The organism is Pseudomonas sp. NBRC 111140 (assembly GCF_001320885.1).
GTDB classification, from domain to species: Bacteria; Pseudomonadota; Gammaproteobacteria; order Pseudomonadales; family Pseudomonadaceae; genus Aquipseudomonas; species Aquipseudomonas putida_P.
Map to the genome: position 1 here is coordinate 34,637 of NZ_BCBQ01000024.1, position 22,626 is coordinate 57,262.

The following is a 22,626-nucleotide window of genomic DNA, read 5'->3' on the forward strand; positions in this document are numbered from 1 at the left end:
CCCTAGTGGGGCGTTTTTGCTATCTGTCGTATTTGTCGTAGAGGCTTTCGAGCATGAACACTGTGCGTGAAACCATCGCCGCCATCGCCACCGCCCAAGGCCGCGGTGGTGTAGGTATTGTCAGGCTGTCCGGCCCCTTGGCTGGCAAGGCAGGCCAGTTGATCACCGGTCGCACGCTGACCCCGCGGCATGCCCATTACGGCCCGTTCCGCGACGATGACGGGCTTGTGCTGGACGAAGGGATAGCGCTGTTCTTCCCTGGGCCGAATTCGTTCACGGGTGAGGACGTGCTCGAACTGCAGGGCCATGGCGGCCCAGTGGTCCTCGACATGCTGCTGCAGCGCTGTGTACAAGTGGGGTGCCGGCTCGCCCGGCCGGGTGAATTCAGCGAGCGCGCGTTCCTCAACGACAAGCTCGACCTGGCTCAGGCAGAAGCCATCGCCGACCTGATCGAGGCCAGTTCCAGCCAGGCGGCGCGCAATGCCCTGCGCTCGCTGCAGGGGGAATTCTCCAAGCGTGTGCACAGCCTGACCGAGGCCTTGATTGCCCTGCGCATCTACGTCGAGGCGGCGATCGACTTCCCTGAGGAGGAAATCGACTTTCTCGCCGATGGCCACGTACTGTCGATGCTCGATGCTGTGCGCGGCGAGTTATCCACCGTGCAGCGTGAGGCCGGGCAGGGGGCATTGCTGCGTGACGGTATGACTGTGGTTATCGCCGGCCGGCCCAATGCTGGAAAATCAAGCTTGCTGAACCAGCTGGCCGGTCGGGAAGCAGCCATCGTCACCGATATCGCCGGCACCACCCGGGACATCCTGCGTGAACATATCCACATCGACGGTATGCCGCTGCATGTGGTCGATACCGCCGGTTTGCGTGATACCGATGACCATGTGGAGAAAATCGGTGTGGAACGCGCCCTGAAGGCCATTGGCGAGGCTGATCGTGTGCTGCTGGTGGTCGACTCCACCGCGCCCGAAGCAAGCGACCCATTCGCGCTGTGGCCCGAGTTTCTCGACCAGCGGCCAGACCCGGCCAAGGTCACGCTGATTCGTAACAAGGCTGATCTGAGTGGTGAGCACGTAGGGCTGGAGCAGTGCGATGACGGCCATGTGACCATTACCCTCAGCGCCAAGGGCGACGACACGGGGTTGCAACTGCTGCGCGACCATCTCAAGGCCTGTATGGGTTACGAACAGACAGCAGAGAGTGGCTTCAGTGCCCGCCGGCGCCACCTGGATGCCTTGCGCCAGGCTAGCGAGCATCTGGAGCACGGCCGTGCCCAATTGACCTTGGCGGGCGCAGGAGAGCTCCTGGCTGAAGACTTGCGCCAGGCACAGCATGCCCTGGGGGAAATTACCGGGGCATTCAGCTCGGATGACCTGCTGGGGCGGATTTTCTCCAGCTTCTGCATCGGCAAGTAATCCACAGCCAGGCAAGGCCAAGCGCCGCTTCTTCGGGAGCGGCTTTTTTTTGCCTGAAATTCGTTGCAGGAGATGACTGTAGTCCGGTGTCCCGAGTACCTGTGCAAGCGGACCTGTCTGAAAACCGTACTCAGGAGCCCTGTGGAAAACCCGCTTTCAGCTCAGTTGATAAGCAGGCTTTTTTTCTGAGGGCAAAACCGCCTGTGGGTAAAACGTCATTTAATCCACAGGCTAAATGACGTTATCCAAAGCCCTCATGGCACTCCAGACACAGGGTTTAATTTTCCTCTACACAGCGTCATTCCTAGCCTACGAGGATTTATCCACAGATATCCTTGTGCATAAGAATAAAAATAAAAACAAAGCTTTTATAAATTTCTTCTTGTTGATTTCTGTTGTGCACCACTCATCCACAGACTGGTCAAAATTTGCTCAGACGGTTTCTTTAAAGGGTGTGAAGTCCCTATACTTGTCGGCTTACCTTTTCTATTCGCAAAAACAGGCACGAGGTGCGTGGTGGATTTCCCTTCCCGTTTTGAAGTGATCGTCATCGGCGGCGGCCATGCCGGTACCGAGGCTGCGCTTGCGTCTGCACGCATGGGTGTGAAAACCCTGCTGTTGACCCATAACGTGGAAACCCTCGGTCACATGAGCTGCAACCCCGCCATCGGCGGTATTGGCAAAAGCCATCTGGTCAAAGAGATCGATGCCCTAGGCGGCGCCATGGCGCTGGCCACCGACAAGAGCGGCATCCAGTTCCGCGTTTTGAACAACCGCAAGGGCCCGGCCGTACGCGCCACCCGTGCACAGGCCGACCGCGCCATCTACAAGGCGGTGGTGCGTGAAATCCTTGAAAACCAGCCGAACCTGTGGATATTCCAGCAGTCCTGCGACGACCTGATCGTCGAGCAGGACCAGGTCAAAGGTGTGGTGACCCAGATGGGTCTGCGTTTCTTCGCCGAATCGGTGGTATTGACGACCGGTACCTTCCTCGGCGGCCTTATCCACATTGGTCTGCAAAACCATTCCGGCGGCCGTGCCGGCGATCCACCCTCGATCGCCTTGGCCCACCGCATGCGTGAACTGCCGCTGCGTGTAGGCCGCCTGAAAACCGGGACCCCGCCACGCATCGACGGCCGCTCGGTGGACTTCTCGGTGATGACCGAGCAGCCAGGCGATACACCGATCCCGGTGATGTCGTTCATGGGCAATGCCGAAATGCATCCCCGTCAGGTGAGCTGCTGGATTACCCACACCAATGCACGCACCCACGAGATCATCGCGTCGAACCTCGACCGTTCGCCGATGTACTCGGGTGTGATCGAAGGTGTCGGCCCGCGTTATTGCCCATCGATCGAAGACAAGATTCACCGCTTCGCCGACAAGGACAGCCACCAGGTGTTCATCGAGCCGGAAGGCCTGACCACCCATGAGCTGTACCCCAACGGTATTTCCACGTCGCTGCCGTTCGACGTGCAACTGGAGCTGGTGCGTTCGATCCGCGGTATGGAAAACGCCCACATCGTGCGCCCTGGCTATGCCATCGAGTACGACTACTTCGACCCGCGTGACCTGAAGTACAGCCTTGAGACCAAAGTCATCGGCGGCCTGTTCTTCGCCGGGCAGATCAACGGCACCACCGGTTACGAAGAAGCCGGTGCCCAGGGCCTGCTGGCCGGGACCAACGCCGCACTGCGTGCGCAGGGCCGCGACAGCTGGTGCCCGCGCCGCGACGAGGCGTACATCGGTGTACTGGTCGACGACCTGATTACCCTAGGTACCCAGGAGCCGTACCGCATGTTCACCTCGCGTGCCGAGTACCGCTTGATCCTGCGCGAAGACAACGCCGACTTGCGCTTGACCGAAAAAGGTCGCGAGCTGGGCCTGATCGATGACCAGCGTTGGGCTGCTTTCTGCGCCAAGCGCGACGGTATCGAGCGTGAGGAACAGCGCCTGAAGTCGACCTGGGTACGCCCGAACACCGAGCAAGGCCAGGCCATTGTGGATAAGTTCGGTACCCCGCTCAGCCACGAATACAGCCTGCTCAACCTGCTCGCTCGCCCAGAAATCGACTACGCAGGCCTGATCGAGGCGACTGGCGGTGAAGCAATCGATCCACAGGTCGCCGAGCAGGTCGAAATCCGTACCAAGTACGCCGGCTACATCGACCGCCAGCAAGATGAGATCGCCCGCCTGCGCGCCAGCGAAGACACGCGCCTGCCTGTGGATATCGACTACTCGACCATTTCCGGCCTGTCCAAGGAGATCCAGGGCAAACTGGGACAAACCCGCCCAGAAACCCTGGGCCAGGCTTCGCGCATCCCGGGCGTGACCCCGGCGGCGATTTCCCTGTTGCTGATTCACTTGAAAAAACGCGGCGCTGGCCGCGAATTGGAGCAAAGCGCTTGAGTTCCCTGGTCACCCCGCAACACGCTGAAGAGTTGTCCACAGGTGCACGGCAGCTCGGAGTCGAGCTGAGCGCAGAGCATCACGAAAAGCTGCTCGGCTACCTGGCCCTGCTGATCAAATGGAACAAAGCCTACAACCTCACCGCCGTGCGCGACCCGGATGAGATGGTGTCGCGTCACCTGCTGGACAGCCTCAGCGTCATGTCGTTTATCCACAACGAGCGTGACAATTGGCTGGACGTCGGCAGTGGCGGTGGCATGCCTGGCATCCCGTTGGCTATCCTGCATCCGCACAAGCGGGTGACCGTGCTGGACGCCAATGGCAAGAAGACGCGCTTCCTGACCCAGGTGAAAATGGAGTTGAAGCTGGACAACCTCACGGTTATCCACAGTCGAGTGGAAGCCTTCCAGCCGGCACAACCGTTCGACGGAATCATCTCCCGCGCCTTCAGCAGCATGGAGAACTTCACCAACTGGACCCGCCACTTGGGCGACACCGGGACGCAATGGCTTGCAATGAAGGGGCTGCATCCTGCCGATGAACTGGTAGCATTGCCCGCAGACTTCACAGTGGAAAGCGAACAGGCCCTGACCGTTCCGGGTTGCCAGGGCCAGCGCCATCTGCTGATACTGCGCCGCAAGGCATGACTGGGAACACGCGCATCAATGGCTAAGGTATTCGCAATCGCGAACCAGAAAGGTGGTGTAGGCAAGACCACCACCTGTATCAATCTCGCCGCCTCGCTGGCCGCGACCAAGCGTCGTGTGCTGCTGATCGACCTCGATCCGCAAGGCAACGCCACCATGGGCAGCGGCGTGGACAAGCACGAGCTCGAGCACTCGGTCTACGACCTGCTCATCGGGGAATGCGACCTGGCCCAGGCCATGCATTACTCCGAACACGGAGGCTTCCAGCTGCTGCCGGCCAACCGCGACCTGACCGCCGCCGAAGTGGTGCTGCTGGAAATGCAGGTCAAGGAGAGCCGCCTGCGCAACGCTCTGGCACCCATCCGTGAGAACTATGACTACATCCTCATCGACTGCCCGCCGTCGCTGTCGATGCTCACGCTCAACGCCCTGGTCGCGTCCGATGGCGTGATTATCCCCATGCAGTGCGAGTACTACGCACTGGAAGGTCTCAGCGACCTTGTGGATAACATCAAGCGCATCGCCGCCCGGTTGAACCCGGAGCTGAAGATCGAGGGCCTGCTGCGGACCATGTACGATCCGCGCCTTAGCCTAAACAACGATGTTTCGGCGCAGCTGAAAGAGCATTTTGGCCCGCAGCTGTACGACACGGTCATTCCGCGCAACATTCGCCTGGCCGAGGCCCCCAGCTTCGGCATGCCGGCCCTGGCTTACGACAAGCAATCGCGCGGCGCGCTGGCATATCTGGCCCTTGCTGGGGAACTGGTTCGCCGTCAACGCCGTCAATCACGCACTGCACAAACAACTTAAGGAATCCGTATGGCCGTCAAGAAACGGGGTCTCGGACGTGGGTTGGATGCACTGCTCAGTGGTCCTTCCGTCAGCGCGCTCGAAGAGCAGGCTGTGAAGATCGACCAGAAAGAACTGCAACACCTGCCGGTCGAGTTGATCCAGCGTGGCAAGTACCAGCCACGCCGGGACATGGACCCGGAGGCGCTGGAAGAGCTTGCGCACTCGATTCGCACTCATGGCGTGATGCAGCCGATCGTGGTCCGCCCGATCGGCGACAACCGTTACGAGATCATCGCCGGCGAGCGCCGTTGGCGCGCCACCCAGCAGGCCGGCCTGGACACGATCCCGGCCATGGTCCGCGAAGTGCCGGACGAAGCCGCCATCGCCATGGCGCTGATCGAGAACATCCAGCGCGAAGACCTCAACCCGCTGGAAGAGGCCATGGCCCTGCAGCGGCTGCAGCAGGAATTCGAGCTCACCCAGCAACAGGTGGCTGACGCCGTTGGCAAATCGCGGGTAACCGTGGCCAACTTGCTGCGCCTGATTACCTTGCCCGAAGCGATCAAGACCATGCTCGCCCATGGCGATCTGGAGATGGGCCATGCCCGTGCATTGCTCGGTCTGGACGAAAGCCGTCAGGAGGAGGGGGCGCGTCATGTTGTCGCACGTGGCCTCACCGTGCGCCAAACCGAGGCATTGGTTCGCCAATGGCTCAGCGACAAACCTGATCCGGTCGAACAGAGCAAACCTGATCCGGATATCGCACGCCTTGAACAGCGGCTCGCAGAGCGCCTGGGCTCCGCCGTGCAGATCCGTCATGGCAACAAGGGAAAAGGCCAATTGGTTATTCGCTACAACTCGCTTGACGAGTTGCAAGGCGTGCTTGCTCACATCCGCTGAAACAATTGCTGTTGTAGCGCGCAGTCGGAAATCACTACCGAAGAGTTGAATAGGGGTTAATCCACCCCTATACTCTGCGCGCATTTTGTCGGCACAAATTATGCCAAGTCATAACTGACTTGTTGGTCGACTTCCGAGGAGCAGTTGTGATGGAAATCCGCACGCCAAACCGCCTGCCTTTCCATCGCTGGGCGGTTTTTCCGGTACTGCTGGCTCAATTCGTCGTACTGCTGCTGGCAACCTTGGTGTTGTGGCAGTGGAAAGGGGCGGTCAGTGGATATTCAGGCCTTTGCGGAGGTTTGATTGCCTGGCTGCCCAATGTGTATTTCGCCTGGAAGGCTTTTCGCTTCAGCGGGGCTCGGGCGGCACAAGCCATCGTCAAGTCGTTTTACGCTGGCGAGGCAGGCAAGATGATTTTGACGGCAGTGCTTTTTGCACTGACCTTCGCAGGAGTGAAGCCACTGGCGCCGTTAGCAGTATTCGGCGTCTTCGTGTTGACCCTTTTGGTCAGCTGGTTCGCGCCCCTGCTGATGAATAAAAGACTTTCGAGACCTTAGGGCGTTTGAGGCAACCATGGCAGCAGAAACCGCTTCGGGCTATATCCAGCACCACTTGCAGAACCTGACCTACGGTCAACTACCAGACGGCAGCTGGGGCTTCGCCCATTCGGCTGCAGAAGCCAAGGCAATGGGCTTCTGGGCGTTCCACCTGGACACCCTGGGTTGGTCCGTCGCGCTGGGTCTGATCTTCCTGTTCATCTTCCGCATGGCGGCCAAGAAGGCGACTTCCGGCCAGCCTGGCGGCCTGCAGAACTTCGTTGAAGTGATGGTGGACTTCGTCAACGGCAGCGTGAAGGACTCCTTCCACGGCCGTAGCCCGGTGATTGCACCGCTGGCGCTGACCATTTTCGTCTGGGTATTCCTGATGAACGCCGTCGACCTGGTACCGGTCGACTGGATTCCTCAGCTGGCCATCCTGATCTCCGGTGACCCGCACATTCCGTTCCGCGCCGTGTCGACCACCGACCCGAACGCGACCCTGGCCATGGCCTTCTGCGTGTTCGCCCTGATCATCTTCTACAGCATCAAGGTCAAGGGCCTGGGCGGCTTCATCGGTGAGCTGACCCTGCACCCGTTCGGCAGCAAGAACATCTTCGTGCAGATCCTGCTGATTCCGGTCAACTTCCTGCTGGAATTCGTCACCCTGATCGCCAAGCCGATCTCGCTGGCACTGCGTCTGTTCGGCAACATGTATGCCGGCGAGCTGGTGTTCATCCTGATCGCTGTAATGTTCGGCTCCGGCCTGCTGTGGCTCAGCGGCCTGGGTGTGGTGCTGCAATGGGCGTGGGCTGTGTTCCACATCCTGATCATCACCCTGCAAGCTTTCATCTTCATGATGCTGACCATCGTCTACCTGTCGATGGCCCACGAAGATAACCATTAAGACCGCCTGGCGTGTCTGATAGCCTTCCCCGCCTGTTTGGGGGGAGGGCTTAAAAAGTCCGCAAGGGCATGCTGTACCAAACGATTTGTTTTACCGCTTCAAACTAAAAACCTAACCAATACGACGTAAAAGTCGGGAGGAAAGATGGAAACTGTAGTTGGTCTGACCGCTATCGCTGTTGCTCTGCTGATCGGCCTGGGTGCTCTGGGTACCGCCATTGGTTTCGGCCTGCTGGGCGGCAAATTCCTGGAAGGCGCTGCTCGTCAGCCAGAAATGGTTCCGATGCTGCAGGTCAAAATGTTCATCGTTGCCGGTCTGCTCGACGCCGTAACCATGATCGGTGTTGGTATCGCTCTGTTCTTCACCTTCGCGAATCCGTTCGTTGGTCAGATCGCCGGCTAATCACTCGTCACCACGAGTTGATGGCTGTATGAATAAAGACCGAGCGAGGTGTTGGCGTGAACATTAATGCAACCCTGATTGGCCAATCCGTTGCTTTTCTGATTTTTGTACTCTTCTGCATGAAGTATGTATGGCCTCCGGTCATCACTGCCCTGCAAGAGCGCCAAAAGAAGATTGCCGACGGCTTGGACGCTGCCAACCGCGCAGCTCGCGACCTGGAGCTGGCCCAAGAGAAAGCGGGTCAGCAACTGCGTGAAGCTAAAGCACAGGCAGCCGAAATCATTGAGCAAAGCAAGAAGCGCGCTGCTCAGCTTGTCGAGGAAGCCCGTGACCAGGCCCGCGTCGAAGCTGACCGTGTGAAGGCTCAGGCTCTGGCCGAGATCGAACAGGAACTGAACAGCGCTAAAGACGCCCTGCGTGCCCAAGTGGGTGCTCTGGCTGTTGGTGGTGCTGAAAAGATCCTTGGCGCCACAATCGATCAAAACGCGCATGCGGAGCTGGTTAACAAACTGGCCGCTGAAATTTAAGCGAGGGCGATCATGGCAGAACTGACCACGTTGGCCCGACCTTACGCTAAGGCTGCCTTTGAGCATGCCCAGGCCCATCAGCAACTGGCCAATTGGTCAGCCATGCTCGGCCTGGCTGCTGCGGTGTCGCAAGACGACACCATGCAGCGCCTGCTCAAGGCCCCGCGACTGACGAGCGCAGAAAAGGCCGCCACGTTCATTGACGTGTGCGGTGACAAGTTCAATGCACAGGCACAGAATTTCATTCATGTTGCCGCGGAAAACGACCGTCTCCTGCTTCTGCCGGAGATTGCCGCTCTGTTCGACCTGTACAAGGCCGAGCAAGAGAAATCCGTGGACGTGGAAGTCACCAGTGCCTTCGCGTTGAACCAAGAACAGCAAGACAAACTCGCCAAGGTTCTCAGTGCACGGTTAGGCCAGGAAGTGCGCCTGCACGCGTCGGAGGATGCCAGCCTGATTGGCGGCGTCGTCATCCGCGCTGGTGACCTGGTAATCGATGGCTCTGTTCGCGGCAAGATCGCGAAACTGGCCGAAGCATTGAAATCTTGAGTTTGAAGGGGCAGCAGAGCAATGCAGCAACTCAATCCTTCCGAAATTAGTGAAATCATCAAGGGCCGCATCGACAACCTCGATGTGAGCTCCCAAGCCCGTAACGAAGGTACCGTCGTTTCGGTTTCCGACGGTATCGTGCGGATCCACGGTCTGGCCGACGTCATGTACGGCGAAATGATCGAGTTCCCGGGCGGCGTCTACGGCATGGCCCTGAACCTGGAGCAAGACTCCGTAGGTGCAGTGATCCTGGGTGCATACGACACCCTCGCCGAAGGCATGAGCGCCAAGTGCACCGGCCGCATCCTGGAAGTTCCGGTTGGTAAGGAACTGCTGGGGCGCGTCGTCGACGCACTGGGCAACCCGATCGACGGCAAAGGTCCTCTGGGCAACACCCAGACCGACGCGGTCGAAAAAGTTGCTCCAGGCGTGATCTGGCGTAAGTCGGTAGACCAGCCTGTACAGACTGGCTACAAATCCGTCGACGCCATGATCCCAGTCGGCCGTGGCCAGCGTGAGCTGATCATTGGCGACCGTCAGATCGGCAAGACCGCCATGGCCATCGACGCCATCATCAACCAGAAAGACTCCGGTATTTTCTGTGTTTATGTTGCTGTCGGCCAGAAGCGTTCCACCGTTGCCAACATCGTTCGCAAGCTGGAAGAAAACGGCGCCCTGGCCAACACCATCGTGGTAGTTGCCAGTGCTTCGGAATCCGCCGCACTGCAATTCCTGGCGCCATACGCCGGTTGCACCATGGGCGAGTTCTTCCGTGACCGCGGTGAAGACGCCCTGATCGTTTACGATGACCTGTCCAAGCAGGCCGTTGCCTACCGTCAGATCTCCCTGCTGCTGCGCCGTCCACCAGGACGTGAAGCGTACCCAGGCGACGTGTTCTATCTCCACTCCCGTCTGCTGGAGCGTGCATCGCGCGTTTCGGAAGAATACGTCGAGAAGTTCACCAACGGCGCTGTGACTGGCAAAACCGGTTCCCTGACCGCTCTGCCGATCATCGAAACCCAGGCTGGCGACGTTTCCGCGTTCGTTCCGACCAACGTGATTTCCATCACCGACGGTCAGATCTTCCTGGAATCGGCCATGTTCAACTCGGGCATCCGCCCTGCAGTGAACGCCGGTGTTTCGGTATCCCGTGTAGGTGGTGCCGCTCAGACCAAGATCATCAAGAAGCTGTCCGGTGGTATTCGTACCGCACTGGCTCAGTACCGTGAACTGGCTGCATTCGCCCAGTTCGCTTCCGATCTGGACGAAGCGACCCGCAAGCAGCTGGAGCATGGTCAGCGCGTAACCGAGCTGATGAAGCAGAAGCAGTACGCGCCGATGTCCATCGCGGACATGGCTCTGTCGCTGTACGCCGCTGAGCGTGGCTTCCTGACCGACGTAGAAGTCTCCAAGATCGGCAGCTTCGAGCAAGCACTGATCGCCTTCTTCAACCGTGATCACGCTGAACTGATGGCGAAGATCAACGTGAAGGGTGACTTCAACGACGAAATCGACGCAGGCCTGAAAGCCGGTATCGAGAAGTTCAAGGCCACCCAGACCTGGTAAGCCGCAGCGGGGGCTCTGGCCCCCGCTTGCTAACCTGATAGGTGATACATGGCAGGCGCAAAAGAGATTCGCAGTAAGATTGCGAGCATCAAAAGCACGCAAAAAATTACCAGCGCCATGGAGAAAGTGGCGGTCAGCAAGATGCGCAGGGCACAACTGCGCATGGCTGCTAGCCGTCCTTACGCGGAGCGTATCCGCCAGGTGATCGGTCATCTGGCCAACGCCAACCCGGAATACCGTCACCCGTTCATGATCGAGCGCCCTGTAAAGCGCGCCGGTTATATCGTGGTGAGCAGTGACCGTGGTCTGTGCGGTGGCTTGAATACCAACCTGTTCAAGGCCCTGGTCAAGGACATGAACGAAAACCGCGAACAGGGCGTGGAAATCGACCTGTGCGTGATCGGCAGCAAGGGTGCGACTTTCTTCCGCATCTTTGGCGGCAACGTTGTAGCCGCGATCAGCCACCTGGGCGAAGAGCCATCGATCAACGATTTGATCGGCTCCGTCAAAGTGATGCTGGACGCCTACCTGGACGGCCGTATCGATCGCCTCTCGGTGGTTTCGAACAAGTTCATCAACACCATGACCCAGAAGCCAACGGTCGAGCAATTGGTACCGTTGGTGGCAACCCCGGATCAGGATCTCAAGCATCACTGGGATTACCTGTATGAACCCGACGCAAAAGAGCTGCTGGACGGCTTGATGGTGCGTTACGTGGAGTCGCAGGTGTACCAGGCGGTGGTCGAGAACAACGCTGCTGAACAAGCGGCCCGGATGATCGCCATGAAGAACGCCACAGACAACGCCGGTGATTTGATCAAAGAGCTTCAGTTGATCTACAACAAGGCGCGTCAGGCTGCGATCACCCAGGAGATCTCGGAAATCGTCGGCGGCGCTGCCGCGGTTTAACGGTTCACATATTCAGAGGATCCAGCTATGAGTAGCGGACGTATCGTTCAAATCATCGGCGCCGTCATCGACGTGGAATTCCCACGTGACGTCGTGCCGAGTGTATACAACGCGCTGAAAGTACAAGGCGCGGAAACCACCCTGGAAGTTCAGCAGCAGCTGGGCGACGGCGTGGTTCGTACCATTGCGATGGGCTCGACCGAAGGCCTGAAGCGTGGTCTGGATGTCGTCGACACCGGCGCTGCCATTTCCGTTCCAGTTGGTAAGGCCACTCTGGGCCGTATCATGGACGTACTGGGCAACCCGATCGACGAAGCCGGCCCGATCGGCGAAGAAGAGCGTCGCGGTATCCACCAGCCAGCGCCTTCGTTCGCTGACCAGGCAGGTGGCAACGACCTGCTGGAAACCGGCATCAAGGTTATCGACCTGGTTTGCCCGTTCGCCAAGGGTGGTAAAGTTGGTCTGTTCGGTGGTGCCGGTGTCGGCAAGACCGTAAACATGATGGAACTGATCCGTAACATCGCCATGGAACACAGCGGTTACTCCGTGTTCGCTGGTGTGGGTGAGCGTACTCGTGAGGGTAACGACTTCTACCACGAGATGAAGGACTCCAACGTTCTCGACAAAGTAGCGCTGGTCTACGGTCAGATGAACGAGCCACCAGGAAACCGTCTGCGCGTAGCGCTGACCGGCCTGACCATGGCTGAGAAGTTCCGTGACGAAGGTAACGACGTTCTGCTGTTCGTCGACAACATCTATCGTTACACCCTGGCCGGTACTGAAGTATCCGCACTGCTGGGCCGTATGCCTTCGGCAGTAGGTTACCAGCCGACCCTGGCTGAAGAGATGGGCGTTCTGCAAGAGCGCATCACCTCCACCAAGGAAGGTTCGATCACCTCCGTACAGGCCGTATACGTACCTGCGGACGACTTGACCGACCCGTCGCCAGCGACCACCTTCGCCCACTTGGACGCCACCGTCGTTCTGTCCCGTGACATCGCCTCCCTGGGTATCTACCCAGCAGTCGACCCACTGGACTCGACTTCGCGCCAGCTGGACCCGAACGTGATCGGCAACGAGCACTACGACACCGCTCGTGGCGTTCAGTATGTTCTGCAGCGTTACAAAGAGCTGAAGGACATCATCGCGATCCTGGGTATGGACGAACTGTCCGAAGACGACAAGCAACTGGTAGCCCGCGCTCGTAAGATCCAGCGCTTCCTGTCGCAGCCGTTCTTCGTGGCCGAAGTCTTCACCGGTTCGCCAGGCAAGTACGTTTCCCTGAAAGACACCATCGCTGGCTTCAGCGGCATCCTCAAAGGTGACTACGACCACCTGCCAGAACAAGCGTTCTACATGGTCGGCAGCATCGACGAAGCGATCGAGAAAGCCAAGAAACTGTAATTCCTGCGCCCCGCAAGGGGCGCTATCAGGTTGAGGCAAGCAGATGGCTATGACAGTCCATTGCGATATCGTCAGCGCGGAAGGAGAGATTTTCTCCGGCCTGGTCGAGATGGTAGTAGCGCACGGTAACCTGGGTGATCTTGGTATCGCTCCGGGCCACGCGCCGCTGATCACCAATCTCAAGCCTGGTCCGATCACGCTGACCAAGCAGGGTGGCACCCAAGAGGTGTTCTACATCTCTGGTGGCTTCCTCGAGGTTCAGCCGAACATGGTCAAGGTGCTTGCCGATACCGTGCAACGTGCTGCAGACCTGGATGAAGCGCAAGCTCAGGAAGCCCTCAAGGCTGCCGAGAACGCCCTGAATCTGAAAGGCGCGGACTTCGACTACGGTGCCGCCGCCGCACGTCTGGCCGAGGCCGCAGCCCAGCTGCGTACCGTTCAGCAAATGCGCAAAGGCAAGTAATTGGCCTTTGGCTGATCACTTCTATTGCGATTGAGTAAAAGGGTAGCCTCGGCTACCCTTTTTCTTTTTCTGTTTTCTCCCCCCGGTCTTTCACTGACCGCCCAGGATTGGTAGCCAGTAATGTCACTCGATATCGTTATTCTCGCCGCCGGCCAAGGTACCCGCATGCGCTCGGCGCTGCCCAAGGTGCTGCACCCGGTAGCCGGCAACTCCATGCTCGGCCATGTTATCCACAGCGCACGTCAACTGCAGCCACAAGGTATTCACGTGGTCATTGGCCATGGCGCCGAGCTGGTTCGCGAGCGCCTGGCCGCTGACGACCTGAATTTCGTCATGCAGGATAAACAGCTGGGTACCGGCCATGCTGTTGCCCAGGCTTTGCCAGCGCTGACCGCCGATACCGTGCTGGTGCTGTACGGCGATGTGCCGTTGATCGAAGTGGAGACCCTGCAGCGTTTGTTGGCCAAAGCCAATGATCAGCAACTGGGCCTGCTTACGGTCACGCTCGAAGACCCGACCGGCTATGGTCGTATCGTGCGTGACGAGCAAGGCCAGGTGACTGCCATCGTTGAGCACAAGGACGCCAACGATGCACAGAAAGCCATCAAGGAAGGCAACACCGGTATTCTGGCGTTGCCAGCCGCGCGCCTGGCCGACTGGATGGGCCGCCTGTCGAACAACAACGCCCAGGGCGAGTACTACCTGACCGACGTCATCGCCATGGCGGTGGCTGACGGCCTGGTGGTGGCCACCGAGCAGCCACACGACCCGATGGAAGTGCAGGGCGCCAACGACCGTCGCCAGCTGTCCGAGCTGGAGCGTCACTACCAACTGCGTGAAGGCCGCCGCCTGATGGCCCAGGGCGTGACCCTGCGCGACCCGGCGCGCTTCGATGTACGGGGTGAAGTGACCGTTGGTCGTGACGTGCTCATCGACATCAACGTGATTCTCGAAGGCAAGGTGGTCATCGAGGACGATGTTCAGATCGGCCCTAACTGCGTCATCAAGAACACCACGCTGCGCAAAGGCGCGGTGGTCAAGGCCAACAGCCACCTCGAAGGCGCCGTGATGGGCGAGGGCAGCGATGCCGGCCCGTTCGCCCGCCTGCGCCCGGGCAGCGTACTGGACGCAAAGGCCCATGTGGGTAACTTCGTCGAACTGAAAAACGCACACCTGGGTGAAGGCGCCAAAGCCGGTCACCTGACTTACCTGGGCGATGCTGAAATCGGTGCGCGCACCAACATCGGCGCCGGCACCATCACCTGCAACTACGATGGCGCCAACAAGTTCAAGACGGTGATGGGCGAGGACGTGTTCATCGGTTCGAACAACTCGCTGGTGGCGCCTGTGGAAATCAAGGCCGGCGCGACCACCGCAGCCGGTTCGACCATTACCCAGACGGTTGAAGCTGGCGACCTGGCGGTGGCCCGTGCACGCCAGCGCAACATCTCGGGTTGGAAGCGCCCGGAGAAAACCAAGAAGAGCTGAGTTATTCACAGCTGTTTCGATCCAAAGCCGACCTATGTGAATAAGTCGGCTTTTTTATTGGGCTATTGGTAATCCCTTGTAGGAGCGGCCTTGTGTCGCGATGGGCCGCAACGCGGCCCCTTGGATTTCGAGGTGAACCTGAAATTGCCGGGGCTGCTTTGCAGCCCATCGCGACACAAGGCCGCTCCTACAGGGACCCTGCCAAAAGCAGAAGAAATTATCCACAGGGCAGCTACTGCTTGACGAGACGAGCGTCTTAGGTTTTGATTGCAACCATTATCTTTCGAAACGAAACTTAAGAGCTCATGTCGAAACGAAACACACCGCAGCGGCGGCACAACATCCTGGCTTTGCTCAGCGAGCAGGGCGAGGTGAGCGTGGACGCCTTGGCCAAGCGTTTCGAAACTTCGGAAGTGACCATTCGCAAAGACCTCGCCGCCCTCGAAACCAACGGCCTGTTGCTGCGCCGCTACGGCGGCGCGGTACCGGTGCCGCAAGAACTGCTCGGTGAGCCGGCCCAGCCTGTGTCTTCCTATAAGAAGGCCATTGCGCGTGCCGCCGTCGGGCGAATCCGCGAACATGCGCGCATCATCATCGACAGCGGCAGCACCACGGCAGCCATGATCCCCGAACTGGGGCGCCAGCCGGGCTTGGTAGTAATGACCAATTCGCTGAATGTAGCCCGTGCCATTTGCGACCTCGAACACGAGCCGGTACTGCTGATGACCGGTGGCACCTGGGACCCGCATTCCGAATCATTCCAGGGCCAAGTCGCCGAGCAGGTACTGCGCTCTTACGATTTCGACCAGCTGTTCATCGGTGCCGACGGCATCGACCTCGGCCGGGGTACTACTACCTTCAACGAGCTGCTTGGGCTCAGTCGGGTCATGGCCGAAGTTGCCCGTGAAGTGATCGTGATGGTCGAGTCGGACAAGGTGGGGCGCAAGATCCCTAACCTCGAGCTGCCCTGGGGCAGCGTACATACCCTTATTACAGATGAACGCCTGCCTGCAGCGGCACGCGAACAAATTCAAGCCCGCGGCATCAACCTGATCTGCGCCGCGATCAGCCAGGAGCAATAAAACATGTGTGGAATCGTTGGTGCCGTCGCCGAGCGCAATATCACAGCCATCCTGATCGAAGGCCTCAAGCGTCTTGAGTACCGCGGGTACGACAGCGCCGGCCTGGCGGTTCTCACCCAGAACGGTGAATTGCAGCGCCGCCGCCGCATTGGCAAGGTCAGCGAGCTGGAAGCTGCGGTTGCTGCTGAGCCACTGGCAGGCCAGCTGGGTATCGCCCACACCCGTTGGGCTACCCATGGTGCGCCGACCGAAGGCAACGCCCACCCGCACTTCTCGGGCGATGAAGTGGCTGTGGTGCACAATGGCATCATCGAAAACCACGAAGAGCTGCGTGAAGAGCTGAAAGGCCTGGGCTACATCTTCACGTCCCAGACCGACACCGAAGTCATCGTTCACCTGATCCACCACACCCTTAAGAGCATTCCGGACCTGGCCGACGCGCTGAAAGCAGCGGTGAAGCGCCTGCATGGTGCCTATGGCCTGGCGCTGATCAGCGCCAAGCAGCCTGACCGCCTGGTAGCTGCACGCAGCGGCAGCCCGCTGGTTATCGGTCTGGGCCTGGGTGAAAACTTCCTGGCGTCCGACCAGTTGGCGCTGCGTCAGGTCACCGACCGCTTCATGTACCTGGAAGAAGGCGACATCGCTGAAATCCGCCGTGATCAGGTCACCATCTGGGACCAGCAAGGCAACAAGGTCCAGCGCGAAACCGTGCAGTACCATGAAGGCGCCGAAGCTGCCGACAAGGGCAACTATCGCCACTTCATGCTCAAGGAAATCCACGAGCAGCCAAGCGTTGTTCAGCGCACCCTGGAAGGCCGTCTGGGCAAGGACAACGTGCTAGTCCAGGCTTTCGGCCCGAAGGCTGCCGAACTGTTCGCCAAAGTGCGCAACGTGCAGATCGTCGCCTGTGGCACCAGCTACCACGCGGGTATGGTCGCCCGTTACTGGCTGGAAAGCCTGGCTGGCATCCCGTGCCAGGTGGAAGTGGCCAGCGAATTCCGTTACCGCAAGGTGGTGGTGCAGCCGGATACTTTGTTCGTCTCCATCTCGCAATCCGGTGAAACCGCCGACACCCTGGCCGCGCTGCGCAACGCCAAGGAGCTGGGTTTCCTCGGCAGCCTGGCGATCTGCAACGTGGGCATCAGCTCGTTGGTACGTGAGTCGGACCTGACCCTGCTGACCTTGGCCGGCCCTGAAATCGGCGTGGCCTCTACCAAAGCCTTCACTACCCAGCTGGTGTCGCTAATGCTGTTGACCCTGGCCCTTGGCCAGGTGCGCGGTACCCTGGAAGAGGGTGTCGAAGCCGAGCTGGTTGAAGAATTGCGTCGCCTGCCGACCCGCCTGGGCGAAGCCCTGGCCATGGATGCCACCGTCGAGAAAATCGCCGAGCTGTTCGCCGACAAGCACCACACCCTGTTCCTCGGCCGTGGTGCGCAGTACCCGGTGGCAATGGAAGGTGCGCTAAAACTCAAGGAAATCTCCTATATCCACGCCGAAGCCTACCCGGCGGGTGAGTTGAAGCACGGCCCATTGGCACTGGTGGACAATGACATGCCGGTGGTTACCGTCGCGCCGAACAACGAACTGCTGGAGAAGCTGAAGTCCAACCTGCAGGAAGTGCGTGCTCGCGGTGGTGAGTTGGTTGTGTTCGCCGACGAGCAGGCGGGCATGACCAATGGCGAAGGCACCCACGTGATCAAGGTGCCGCACATCGCTGACGCGCTGGCGCCGATCCTGTACACCATTCCACTGCAGTTGCTGTCGTACTACGTAGCCGTGCTCAAGGGTACTGACGTTGATCAGCCGCGTAACCTGGCCAAGTCGGTTACTGTCGAGTAAATAACGCTAAGTAATCGTTTCAAATGTTTTTAAAGAATAAAGGTTGTCACAAAAAAATAAAGGTTGTCACAAGTTAAGAAAGGTTGTCACAAGGCTCTGTCACGGCCCGTTTGTCGGGGCAGAGCCTTGTCCATGGATATAGGATCACAATCCCTTCTGCACCACAGTGACTGCTGTCCTGGCTGAGCCCGCTCTTGAATTTCTCCGCGCCACGACCTGTGTCGTTCCGATCCGATCGAGCGGGTCACTCAACGATGAGCGACTCGTGAAATGACATCTGTACCCACTGAACCGGTGAATCCAGCTAGCTCGAAGCTAATGACTCAGCGGAAAATTGATAGAAGAATACAATCGGGTCGCGGATCTGGCGTTAGAGAGTCCTATGAGCCTTGGATCAAGATTTGGGATATCCAGTCGAGCGGGGTGTCGCATCTTGTACCGGGTGTGAAATTTCATCGCAGTCATCATTTGCTATCCAACGCTGAGCGCGACTATCACCTGATCCTTGAGCATGATCCTTCCATCATCGACATTCGTGAGCAGTTCCCGCTCCTAACGCAAGCTGAGACTCAAGCGATCGCGTCAAGCCTGAATTACCGTCATCCTGTGTATCCAGGTACTCAAGTCCCAGTGGTTATGACCACTGACTTCCTCATAACTTTCATAGATTCGAAGGGCGAAGCAACCTTGGCCGCGCGCTCTGTGAAATACCGTAAGGAGTTCGAGGATGCCAGCCTCAAGGAGCAGAATCGGATGGCGGAAAAGCTTGAGATCGAAGCTAAATATTGGGCTATGAGAAAGGTAGAATGGAAACTGGTTCTCCATGAAAATCTCTCGCAAGTTAAAATAGCAAATCTTGTCATACTTAGAACTTACGCGGTCATCCATCCTTCGTTGCCGACGGAGAATAATATAAATAATCTGCTCGAATTTATAGCGGGATGTAAGACTAGTGAATTGCCACTAAAGGCACTGCTGCAAAAAGCCTCGAGGGTAATTTTTATAGAATATATTGGTGTTAAACGCCTCTTCCACCATCTTCTTTGGACGGGCAGACTGGGGGCGAGTCTAAGCGCTAAGGTAATAAGCTTATCTGAACCTTTGCATGTTTGGATTGCTGAGCCATCCTTTTCCAGCACATCAGAAATCGAGGTGCCTCGTCATGCTTAGTCTGGGAGTTAACTGCATCGTTTCTCCGGGTGAGGGATCTGAGCTGCTGAAGAAACCGGTCAGAGTTTTAGCTATAAAGGATGAGTTTGTCTTAGTCATTGAACTCGGTACAAGTCCGACGAAGCCATGGCGGGTTGGAAGCTCACTATTGATCGAAGAGATCAATAACGGAGCGGCGGTGATCAACCCTGAAATGGTACCTATGCACTTGCTTCGAAGTGACGACGAGATCAGTGAGAATGAAAAAGACAGCCGAGATAGGAACTGGGAGCTGGTACGTGGTTTGGTGGAGAATCATGGCCCCCTCGATATCTTGACGTCTAACTTTGGTTCCCTTGTTGCTAATCACGCAATGGTAGTGGGAGTTGACCGGAAGCAAATTTATCGACTTCTCTATCGGTATTGGAGCATGGGGCAGACACGAAACGCATTTTTGTGGAATACCAGCACGTGTGGAGGCCGTGGAAAGAAAAAAAGTCGGGCCTCAGGCATTGTTCCTGGCCGACCGCTTAAATATCGTGGCGTAGTTGTGGATGACGGTGGCGCAATTCTGCTCGAGTCACGGCACATCTCGCATATTCGCTTGGCCTATGGGCGCTTTGCCAGTGGCAGGTGTGGCAAGCTAAAGAAAGCCTATGATTGGATGCTCAATAAGTTTTATCGGTCGATCAAGTCCGACGGTTCAAAAGGTAACCTGGTTCGAGGTAGCTACCCGTCCATCAATCAACTGGAGTACCATGGAAAACTTTTCTTTGATGAACTCTATAGGTTGAAGAAGAGCGGCGGCGCAATCCGCTATAATAAAGACCATCGTGCGCTAGTTGGATCTGCCTCTCAAGGGTTAGTCGGTGCAAGTCATCGGTACGAAATCGATTCGACGATTGCTGATGTTTATTTGGTACATCGAGTCAATCGGTTATGGTTGATCGGCAGGCCAGTGCTGTATGTGTTGGTTGATACGTTCACCAGAATGATCGTAGGTATTCATGTCGGGCTTGAAGGGCCCAGTTGGAATGGTGCTCGACATGCCATTTATAATGCTTGCACGCCGAAGAAGGAGTTTTGCAAGCGTTATAATATTGAGATCGATGAGGTTGACTGGCCATGTTCTCATCTACCGGTTGAAATCGTCGCAGATCGCGCTGAACTTCTCAGTGAAGCTGGGGAGACGATGACAAAGACTCTTGGTACAGCCTTGAAGATTTTGCCACCGTTTCGGCCTGACTGGAAAAGTATCATTGAAAGCCGTTTCCGACTGCTCAACGAAAAGCTGGATTTGAAATTTGTCCCTGGCGGCGTAGATGCTCGGAAAATGGAGCGTGGTGATCGTGACTACCAGCTCGACGCAATTTTCGATATCGATGAGTTTACTGAGATGGTAATCCTCGGTGTTTTGGCTCACAACAAGAGCCTTCGAGTTCCTCATCTTCTGAACCGTGAGATGATCGCGGCAGAAGTGGAGCCCACGCCTATGGCCATGTGGAAGTGGTCTATGGCAAACAATCTCCTGAATTCGAAATTCGTATCACCAGCGGAGCTGAAGATTGCATTGTTACCCTCGCAGGTGTGTCGAATTGGTCGAGGAGGTATAAATTTCCAAGGTGTGCAGTACACCTGTGAAACCGCCATTCGTTCGGAATGGTTGGAGCGCTCTCACAACTTTAAAACGAGGTACGTTAGGGTTTTCTACGATCCAAACTCTATTGAGAACTGCTGGATGAAATCTGAGGCGGGTTTCGAGCCGTTGACCATTGTACCGCAGCAGCGGGTTAAGTACGGTGGGCTTCGTATGGAGGAGGTCCTCGATATTATCAAGATTTTGAATCAGGTCGCCCCAGATGCCCGGTACGAGGATGCCAATACTGGAGCGCTTCTTCAAGGCCGCCAGGAGGAGATTCTTCATCGAGCGCAAGCCAAACGCCAGGGGCAGGGAGATCCGAAATCTGACGCTGAGTTCAAGCGGGACAAGCGTTCGAAACGTGCCGTTGAAACCCAGACTGAGCGCGACTTGCATACCGCTGACCTAAATCAGCTTCGCCTTGTGGATAACTCGCCAGCCGCGGAGGAGACTTATACACCTGTAACCGTGAAACCTGTCTCGGGTCGGAGCGCCGCCTTCCTGAAATTGGTGATCAACGCGGGTAACGAGGCTAGTCATGAGTGATTCCAGTTTTGCGCCAGCAGATTACAACCCGACTGGCATGCCTCAATACGACGGTAACCCACTGATTGAGTGTCTCCCGAAGATTCTTTCGGATGTTGATGTAGTCAGGCGCATTGGGAGCGCCCCGCCCCGGCCTGACAACGTGGAGCGGGCCTTGGACCCGAAATTACGTGGTCATGGCATCAACAGGCTGAAGGATGTCGTTGTACCTTTTGAAATCCACCTCAGGCTTGAGGACCTGTTCAGTCAATTGATTCGGTACGGATACACCGGGCGCAATCCATTGCATGCGTCATCCGTTAGGCATCGCTTGCCCTCTTCTGCGGAGATCAAGGGGCACGGGTTTATGTCCACCGCTGAAACGTTGACACTGATCGGGTTGAGCGGCATGGGTAAAACGACTGCGCTGAACTCCATTGCCAAGCTTTATCCACAGGTGATCAGTCACAGTAAGTATAAAGAGCAGATCTTCATTGAGACGCAGGTGGTCTGGCTCAAGATCGATTGTCCGCACGATGGCTCGTTGCGAGGTTTTTGTACCGCATTCTTCTCTTCATTGGATGAAGCATTAGGCATAAAAAAGTACTCAGGCAGAGCTGCTACTGGCCGCAGCATCAGCGTGATGCTTCAAAATATCAGTCAGTTGTGCAAAACCTATTTCATCGGAGCTCTCATAATTGATGAGATGCAGCACCTCTGCTCATCCCGAGGCGGGCAAGACCGCGAAAAGCTTCTCAACTTTTTTGTGCAGCTGTCGAATGACGCCGGCATCCCGCTGATCTACGTTGGCACAAATGCCATGCTTCCGCTGTTTTCTGGTGTTTTGCGAAATGCTCGGCGTGCGGCAGGAATGGGGCCTATCACTTTTGACAGGTTTACCGAAGATGATCCGTTTTGGGCGCATCTGGTTTCACTGCTCTGGGCATACGACTGGACCAAAACCCCCACTCCGTTGACGGGTGAGATCCTTTCCAAAATATATGACCTCACTCAAGGAAACACGGATTTCCTGGCCAAACTTCTAATGCTGGCTCAGCGGCACGCAATCTGGGAGGGCATCGACTCGATTACACCGGCGGTTCTGCAGCAGGTGTACGACAGTCAGATGAGGCTCCTTCATAAGGCCATCGAGGCTCTACGAAGCGGGGATCCGCTGCAAATTGCTGACTTCGAAGACATGATGCCCACGAAGGACCAGGTCGCCAAGATGATGAATTACGATTTGGCGCGGCGTGCAGACAGGGCGAATCTCTCTTTAATTACCCAGGCCGCGATAGTGACACCTGTCGAGCACAGTGAAAGGGCAGCCGCAAAGCCTATTAGTAAACCGGTGGTTCCGGTTGCCAACGAGTCAGCACCAACTGCCCATTTCTCCGAAGGCGATGATGTGCAGACCCAGCTCGAGCAGAGAGGCTGGGTAGATAAGGACTCTGCTTGGTGACATGAAC

At 57.4% G+C, this 22,626-nt stretch carries 20 protein-coding genes; all 20 read left to right on the plus strand.

What is annotated here, in order from left to right; genetic code table 11:
* The first annotated feature begins 53 nt into the window (after window positions 1-53).
* The gene (gene mnmE, locus APH42_RS10405) at window positions 54-1,424 is read left to right on the plus strand and encodes a tRNA uridine-5-carboxymethylaminomethyl(34) synthesis GTPase MnmE (RefSeq protein WP_012274916.1); all 1,371 of its coding nucleotides are present in this window, start codon (window positions 54-56) and stop codon (window positions 1,422-1,424) included.
* Window positions 1,425-1,940: 516 nt separating this feature from the next.
* Window positions 1,941-3,833 (plus strand): tRNA uridine-5-carboxymethylaminomethyl(34) synthesis enzyme MnmG, encoded by a 1,893-nt coding sequence (gene mnmG / locus APH42_RS10410; RefSeq protein WP_012274915.1) that lies wholly within the window; start codon window positions 1,941-1,943, stop codon window positions 3,831-3,833.
* Entirely contained in the window at window positions 3,830-4,480 is a 651-nt protein-coding gene (gene rsmG / locus APH42_RS10415; protein WP_012274914.1) for a 16S rRNA (guanine(527)-N(7))-methyltransferase RsmG, read from the plus strand. Before mnmG ends, rsmG begins: the two co-directional genes overlap by 4 nt.
* Before the next feature lie 18 nt (window positions 4,481-4,498).
* Window positions 4,499-5,290 (plus strand): ParA family protein, encoded by a 792-nt coding sequence (locus APH42_RS10420; RefSeq protein ID WP_012274913.1) that lies wholly within the window; start codon window positions 4,499-4,501, stop codon window positions 5,288-5,290.
* 9 nt (window positions 5,291-5,299) lie between these two features.
* Window positions 5,300-6,172: a ParB/RepB/Spo0J family partition protein gene (locus tag APH42_RS10425; RefSeq protein ID WP_060493252.1), complete on the plus strand. Its 873-nt coding sequence runs from the start codon at window positions 5,300-5,302 to the stop codon at window positions 6,170-6,172.
* Between the two features lie 149 nt (window positions 6,173-6,321).
* Complete coding sequence (locus APH42_RS10430) at window positions 6,322-6,729, plus strand: F0F1 ATP synthase subunit I (RefSeq protein WP_008092225.1); 408 nt, start codon at window positions 6,322-6,324, stop codon at window positions 6,727-6,729.
* A 16-nt stretch (window positions 6,730-6,745) separates the two neighbouring features.
* Entirely contained in the window at window positions 6,746-7,615 is an 870-nt protein-coding gene (gene atpB / locus APH42_RS10435) for a F0F1 ATP synthase subunit A (protein WP_003260030.1), read from the plus strand.
* A 144-nt stretch (window positions 7,616-7,759) separates the two neighbouring features.
* A complete protein-coding gene (gene atpE, locus APH42_RS10440; protein WP_003097235.1) occupies window positions 7,760-8,017 on the plus strand; it encodes a F0F1 ATP synthase subunit C in 258 nt (85 codons plus the stop codon).
* A 56-nt stretch (window positions 8,018-8,073) separates the two neighbouring features.
* The gene (locus tag APH42_RS10445; RefSeq protein WP_003260032.1) at window positions 8,074-8,544 is read left to right on the plus strand and encodes a F0F1 ATP synthase subunit B; all 471 of its coding nucleotides are present in this window, start codon (window positions 8,074-8,076) and stop codon (window positions 8,542-8,544) included.
* A gap of 12 nt (window positions 8,545-8,556) precedes the next feature.
* The gene (locus APH42_RS10450) at window positions 8,557-9,093 is read left to right on the plus strand and encodes a F0F1 ATP synthase subunit delta (RefSeq protein ID WP_003253191.1); all 537 of its coding nucleotides are present in this window, start codon (window positions 8,557-8,559) and stop codon (window positions 9,091-9,093) included.
* A 21-nt stretch (window positions 9,094-9,114) separates the two neighbouring features.
* Complete coding sequence (gene atpA, locus APH42_RS10455; RefSeq protein ID WP_012274911.1) at window positions 9,115-10,659, plus strand: F0F1 ATP synthase subunit alpha; 1,545 nt, start codon at window positions 9,115-9,117, stop codon at window positions 10,657-10,659.
* Window positions 10,660-10,707: 48 nt separating this feature from the next.
* Window positions 10,708-11,568 carry a F0F1 ATP synthase subunit gamma gene (gene atpG, locus APH42_RS10460; RefSeq protein ID WP_012274910.1) on the plus strand — a complete coding sequence of 287 codons (861 nt, stop codon included), beginning with the start codon at window positions 10,708-10,710 and terminating at the stop codon, window positions 11,566-11,568.
* A gap of 27 nt (window positions 11,569-11,595) precedes the next feature.
* Complete coding sequence (atpD, locus tag APH42_RS10465) at window positions 11,596-12,972, plus strand: F0F1 ATP synthase subunit beta (protein ID WP_012274909.1); 1,377 nt, start codon at window positions 11,596-11,598, stop codon at window positions 12,970-12,972.
* Between the two features lie 43 nt (window positions 12,973-13,015).
* Window positions 13,016-13,435 carry a F0F1 ATP synthase subunit epsilon gene (locus APH42_RS10470; RefSeq protein WP_012274908.1) on the plus strand — a complete coding sequence of 140 codons (420 nt, stop codon included), beginning with the start codon at window positions 13,016-13,018 and terminating at the stop codon, window positions 13,433-13,435.
* 120 nt (window positions 13,436-13,555) lie between these two features.
* On the plus strand, window positions 13,556-14,923 hold the full coding sequence (gene glmU, locus APH42_RS10475) for a bifunctional UDP-N-acetylglucosamine diphosphorylase/glucosamine-1-phosphate N-acetyltransferase GlmU (protein WP_060493253.1): 1,368 nt from the start codon (window positions 13,556-13,558) through the stop codon (window positions 14,921-14,923).
* A gap of 305 nt (window positions 14,924-15,228) precedes the next feature.
* Window positions 15,229-16,005: a DeoR/GlpR family DNA-binding transcription regulator gene (locus APH42_RS10480; protein WP_012274906.1), complete on the plus strand. Its 777-nt coding sequence runs from the start codon at window positions 15,229-15,231 to the stop codon at window positions 16,003-16,005.
* 3 nt (window positions 16,006-16,008) lie between these two features.
* Window positions 16,009-17,844, plus strand: coding sequence for a glutamine--fructose-6-phosphate transaminase (isomerizing) (gene glmS / locus APH42_RS10485; RefSeq protein ID WP_012274905.1), 1,836 nt, complete (start codon window positions 16,009-16,011; stop codon window positions 17,842-17,844).
* Between the two features lie 270 nt (window positions 17,845-18,114).
* On the plus strand, window positions 18,115-19,014 hold the full coding sequence (locus tag APH42_RS10490) for a TnsA endonuclease N-terminal domain-containing protein (protein WP_012316941.1): 900 nt from the start codon (window positions 18,115-18,117) through the stop codon (window positions 19,012-19,014).
* Window positions 19,007-21,178 carry a Mu transposase C-terminal domain-containing protein gene (locus APH42_RS10495; protein WP_012316940.1) on the plus strand — a complete coding sequence of 724 codons (2,172 nt, stop codon included), beginning with the start codon at window positions 19,007-19,009 and terminating at the stop codon, window positions 21,176-21,178. Before APH42_RS10490 ends, APH42_RS10495 begins: the two co-directional genes overlap by 8 nt.
* Window positions 21,171-22,619 (plus strand): ATP-binding protein, encoded by a 1,449-nt coding sequence (locus tag APH42_RS10500; RefSeq protein WP_016489904.1) that lies wholly within the window; start codon window positions 21,171-21,173, stop codon window positions 22,617-22,619. Before APH42_RS10495 ends, APH42_RS10500 begins: the two co-directional genes overlap by 8 nt.
* Window positions 22,620-22,626: the final 7 nt, after the last annotated feature.

What these genes read in the sequence shown, in the direction of transcription:
- APH42_RS10470 (WP_012274908.1), top strand. Translation starts at nt 13,016, where the DNA reads ATGGCTATGACAGTCCATTGCGATATCGTCAGCGCGGAAGGAGAGATT.
- APH42_RS10500 (WP_016489904.1), top strand. Translation starts at nt 21,171, where the DNA reads ATGAGTGATTCCAGTTTTGCGCCAGCAGATTACAACCCGACTGGCATG.
- mnmE (WP_012274916.1), top strand. Translation starts at nt 54, where the DNA reads ATGAACACTGTGCGTGAAACCATCGCCGCCATCGCCACCGCCCAAGGC.
- APH42_RS10430 (WP_008092225.1), top strand. Translation starts at nt 6,322, where the DNA reads ATGGAAATCCGCACGCCAAACCGCCTGCCTTTCCATCGCTGGGCGGTT.
- APH42_RS10450 (WP_003253191.1), top strand. Translation starts at nt 8,557, where the DNA reads ATGGCAGAACTGACCACGTTGGCCCGACCTTACGCTAAGGCTGCCTTT.
- atpA (WP_012274911.1), top strand. Translation starts at nt 9,115, where the DNA reads ATGCAGCAACTCAATCCTTCCGAAATTAGTGAAATCATCAAGGGCCGC.
- glmU (WP_060493253.1), top strand. Translation starts at nt 13,556, where the DNA reads ATGTCACTCGATATCGTTATTCTCGCCGCCGGCCAAGGTACCCGCATG.
- APH42_RS10420 (WP_012274913.1), top strand. Translation starts at nt 4,499, where the DNA reads ATGGCTAAGGTATTCGCAATCGCGAACCAGAAAGGTGGTGTAGGCAAG.
- atpB (WP_003260030.1), top strand. Translation starts at nt 6,746, where the DNA reads ATGGCAGCAGAAACCGCTTCGGGCTATATCCAGCACCACTTGCAGAAC.
- APH42_RS10425 (WP_060493252.1), top strand. Translation starts at nt 5,300, where the DNA reads ATGGCCGTCAAGAAACGGGGTCTCGGACGTGGGTTGGATGCACTGCTC.
- APH42_RS10490 (WP_012316941.1), top strand. Translation starts at nt 18,115, where the DNA reads ATGACATCTGTACCCACTGAACCGGTGAATCCAGCTAGCTCGAAGCTA.
- atpE (WP_003097235.1), top strand. Translation starts at nt 7,760, where the DNA reads ATGGAAACTGTAGTTGGTCTGACCGCTATCGCTGTTGCTCTGCTGATC.
- APH42_RS10495 (WP_012316940.1), top strand. Translation starts at nt 19,007, where the DNA reads ATGCTTAGTCTGGGAGTTAACTGCATCGTTTCTCCGGGTGAGGGATCT.
- atpG (WP_012274910.1), top strand. Translation starts at nt 10,708, where the DNA reads ATGGCAGGCGCAAAAGAGATTCGCAGTAAGATTGCGAGCATCAAAAGC.
- atpD (WP_012274909.1), top strand. Translation starts at nt 11,596, where the DNA reads ATGAGTAGCGGACGTATCGTTCAAATCATCGGCGCCGTCATCGACGTG.
- APH42_RS10480 (WP_012274906.1), top strand. Translation starts at nt 15,229, where the DNA reads ATGTCGAAACGAAACACACCGCAGCGGCGGCACAACATCCTGGCTTTG.
- glmS (WP_012274905.1), top strand. Translation starts at nt 16,009, where the DNA reads ATGTGTGGAATCGTTGGTGCCGTCGCCGAGCGCAATATCACAGCCATC.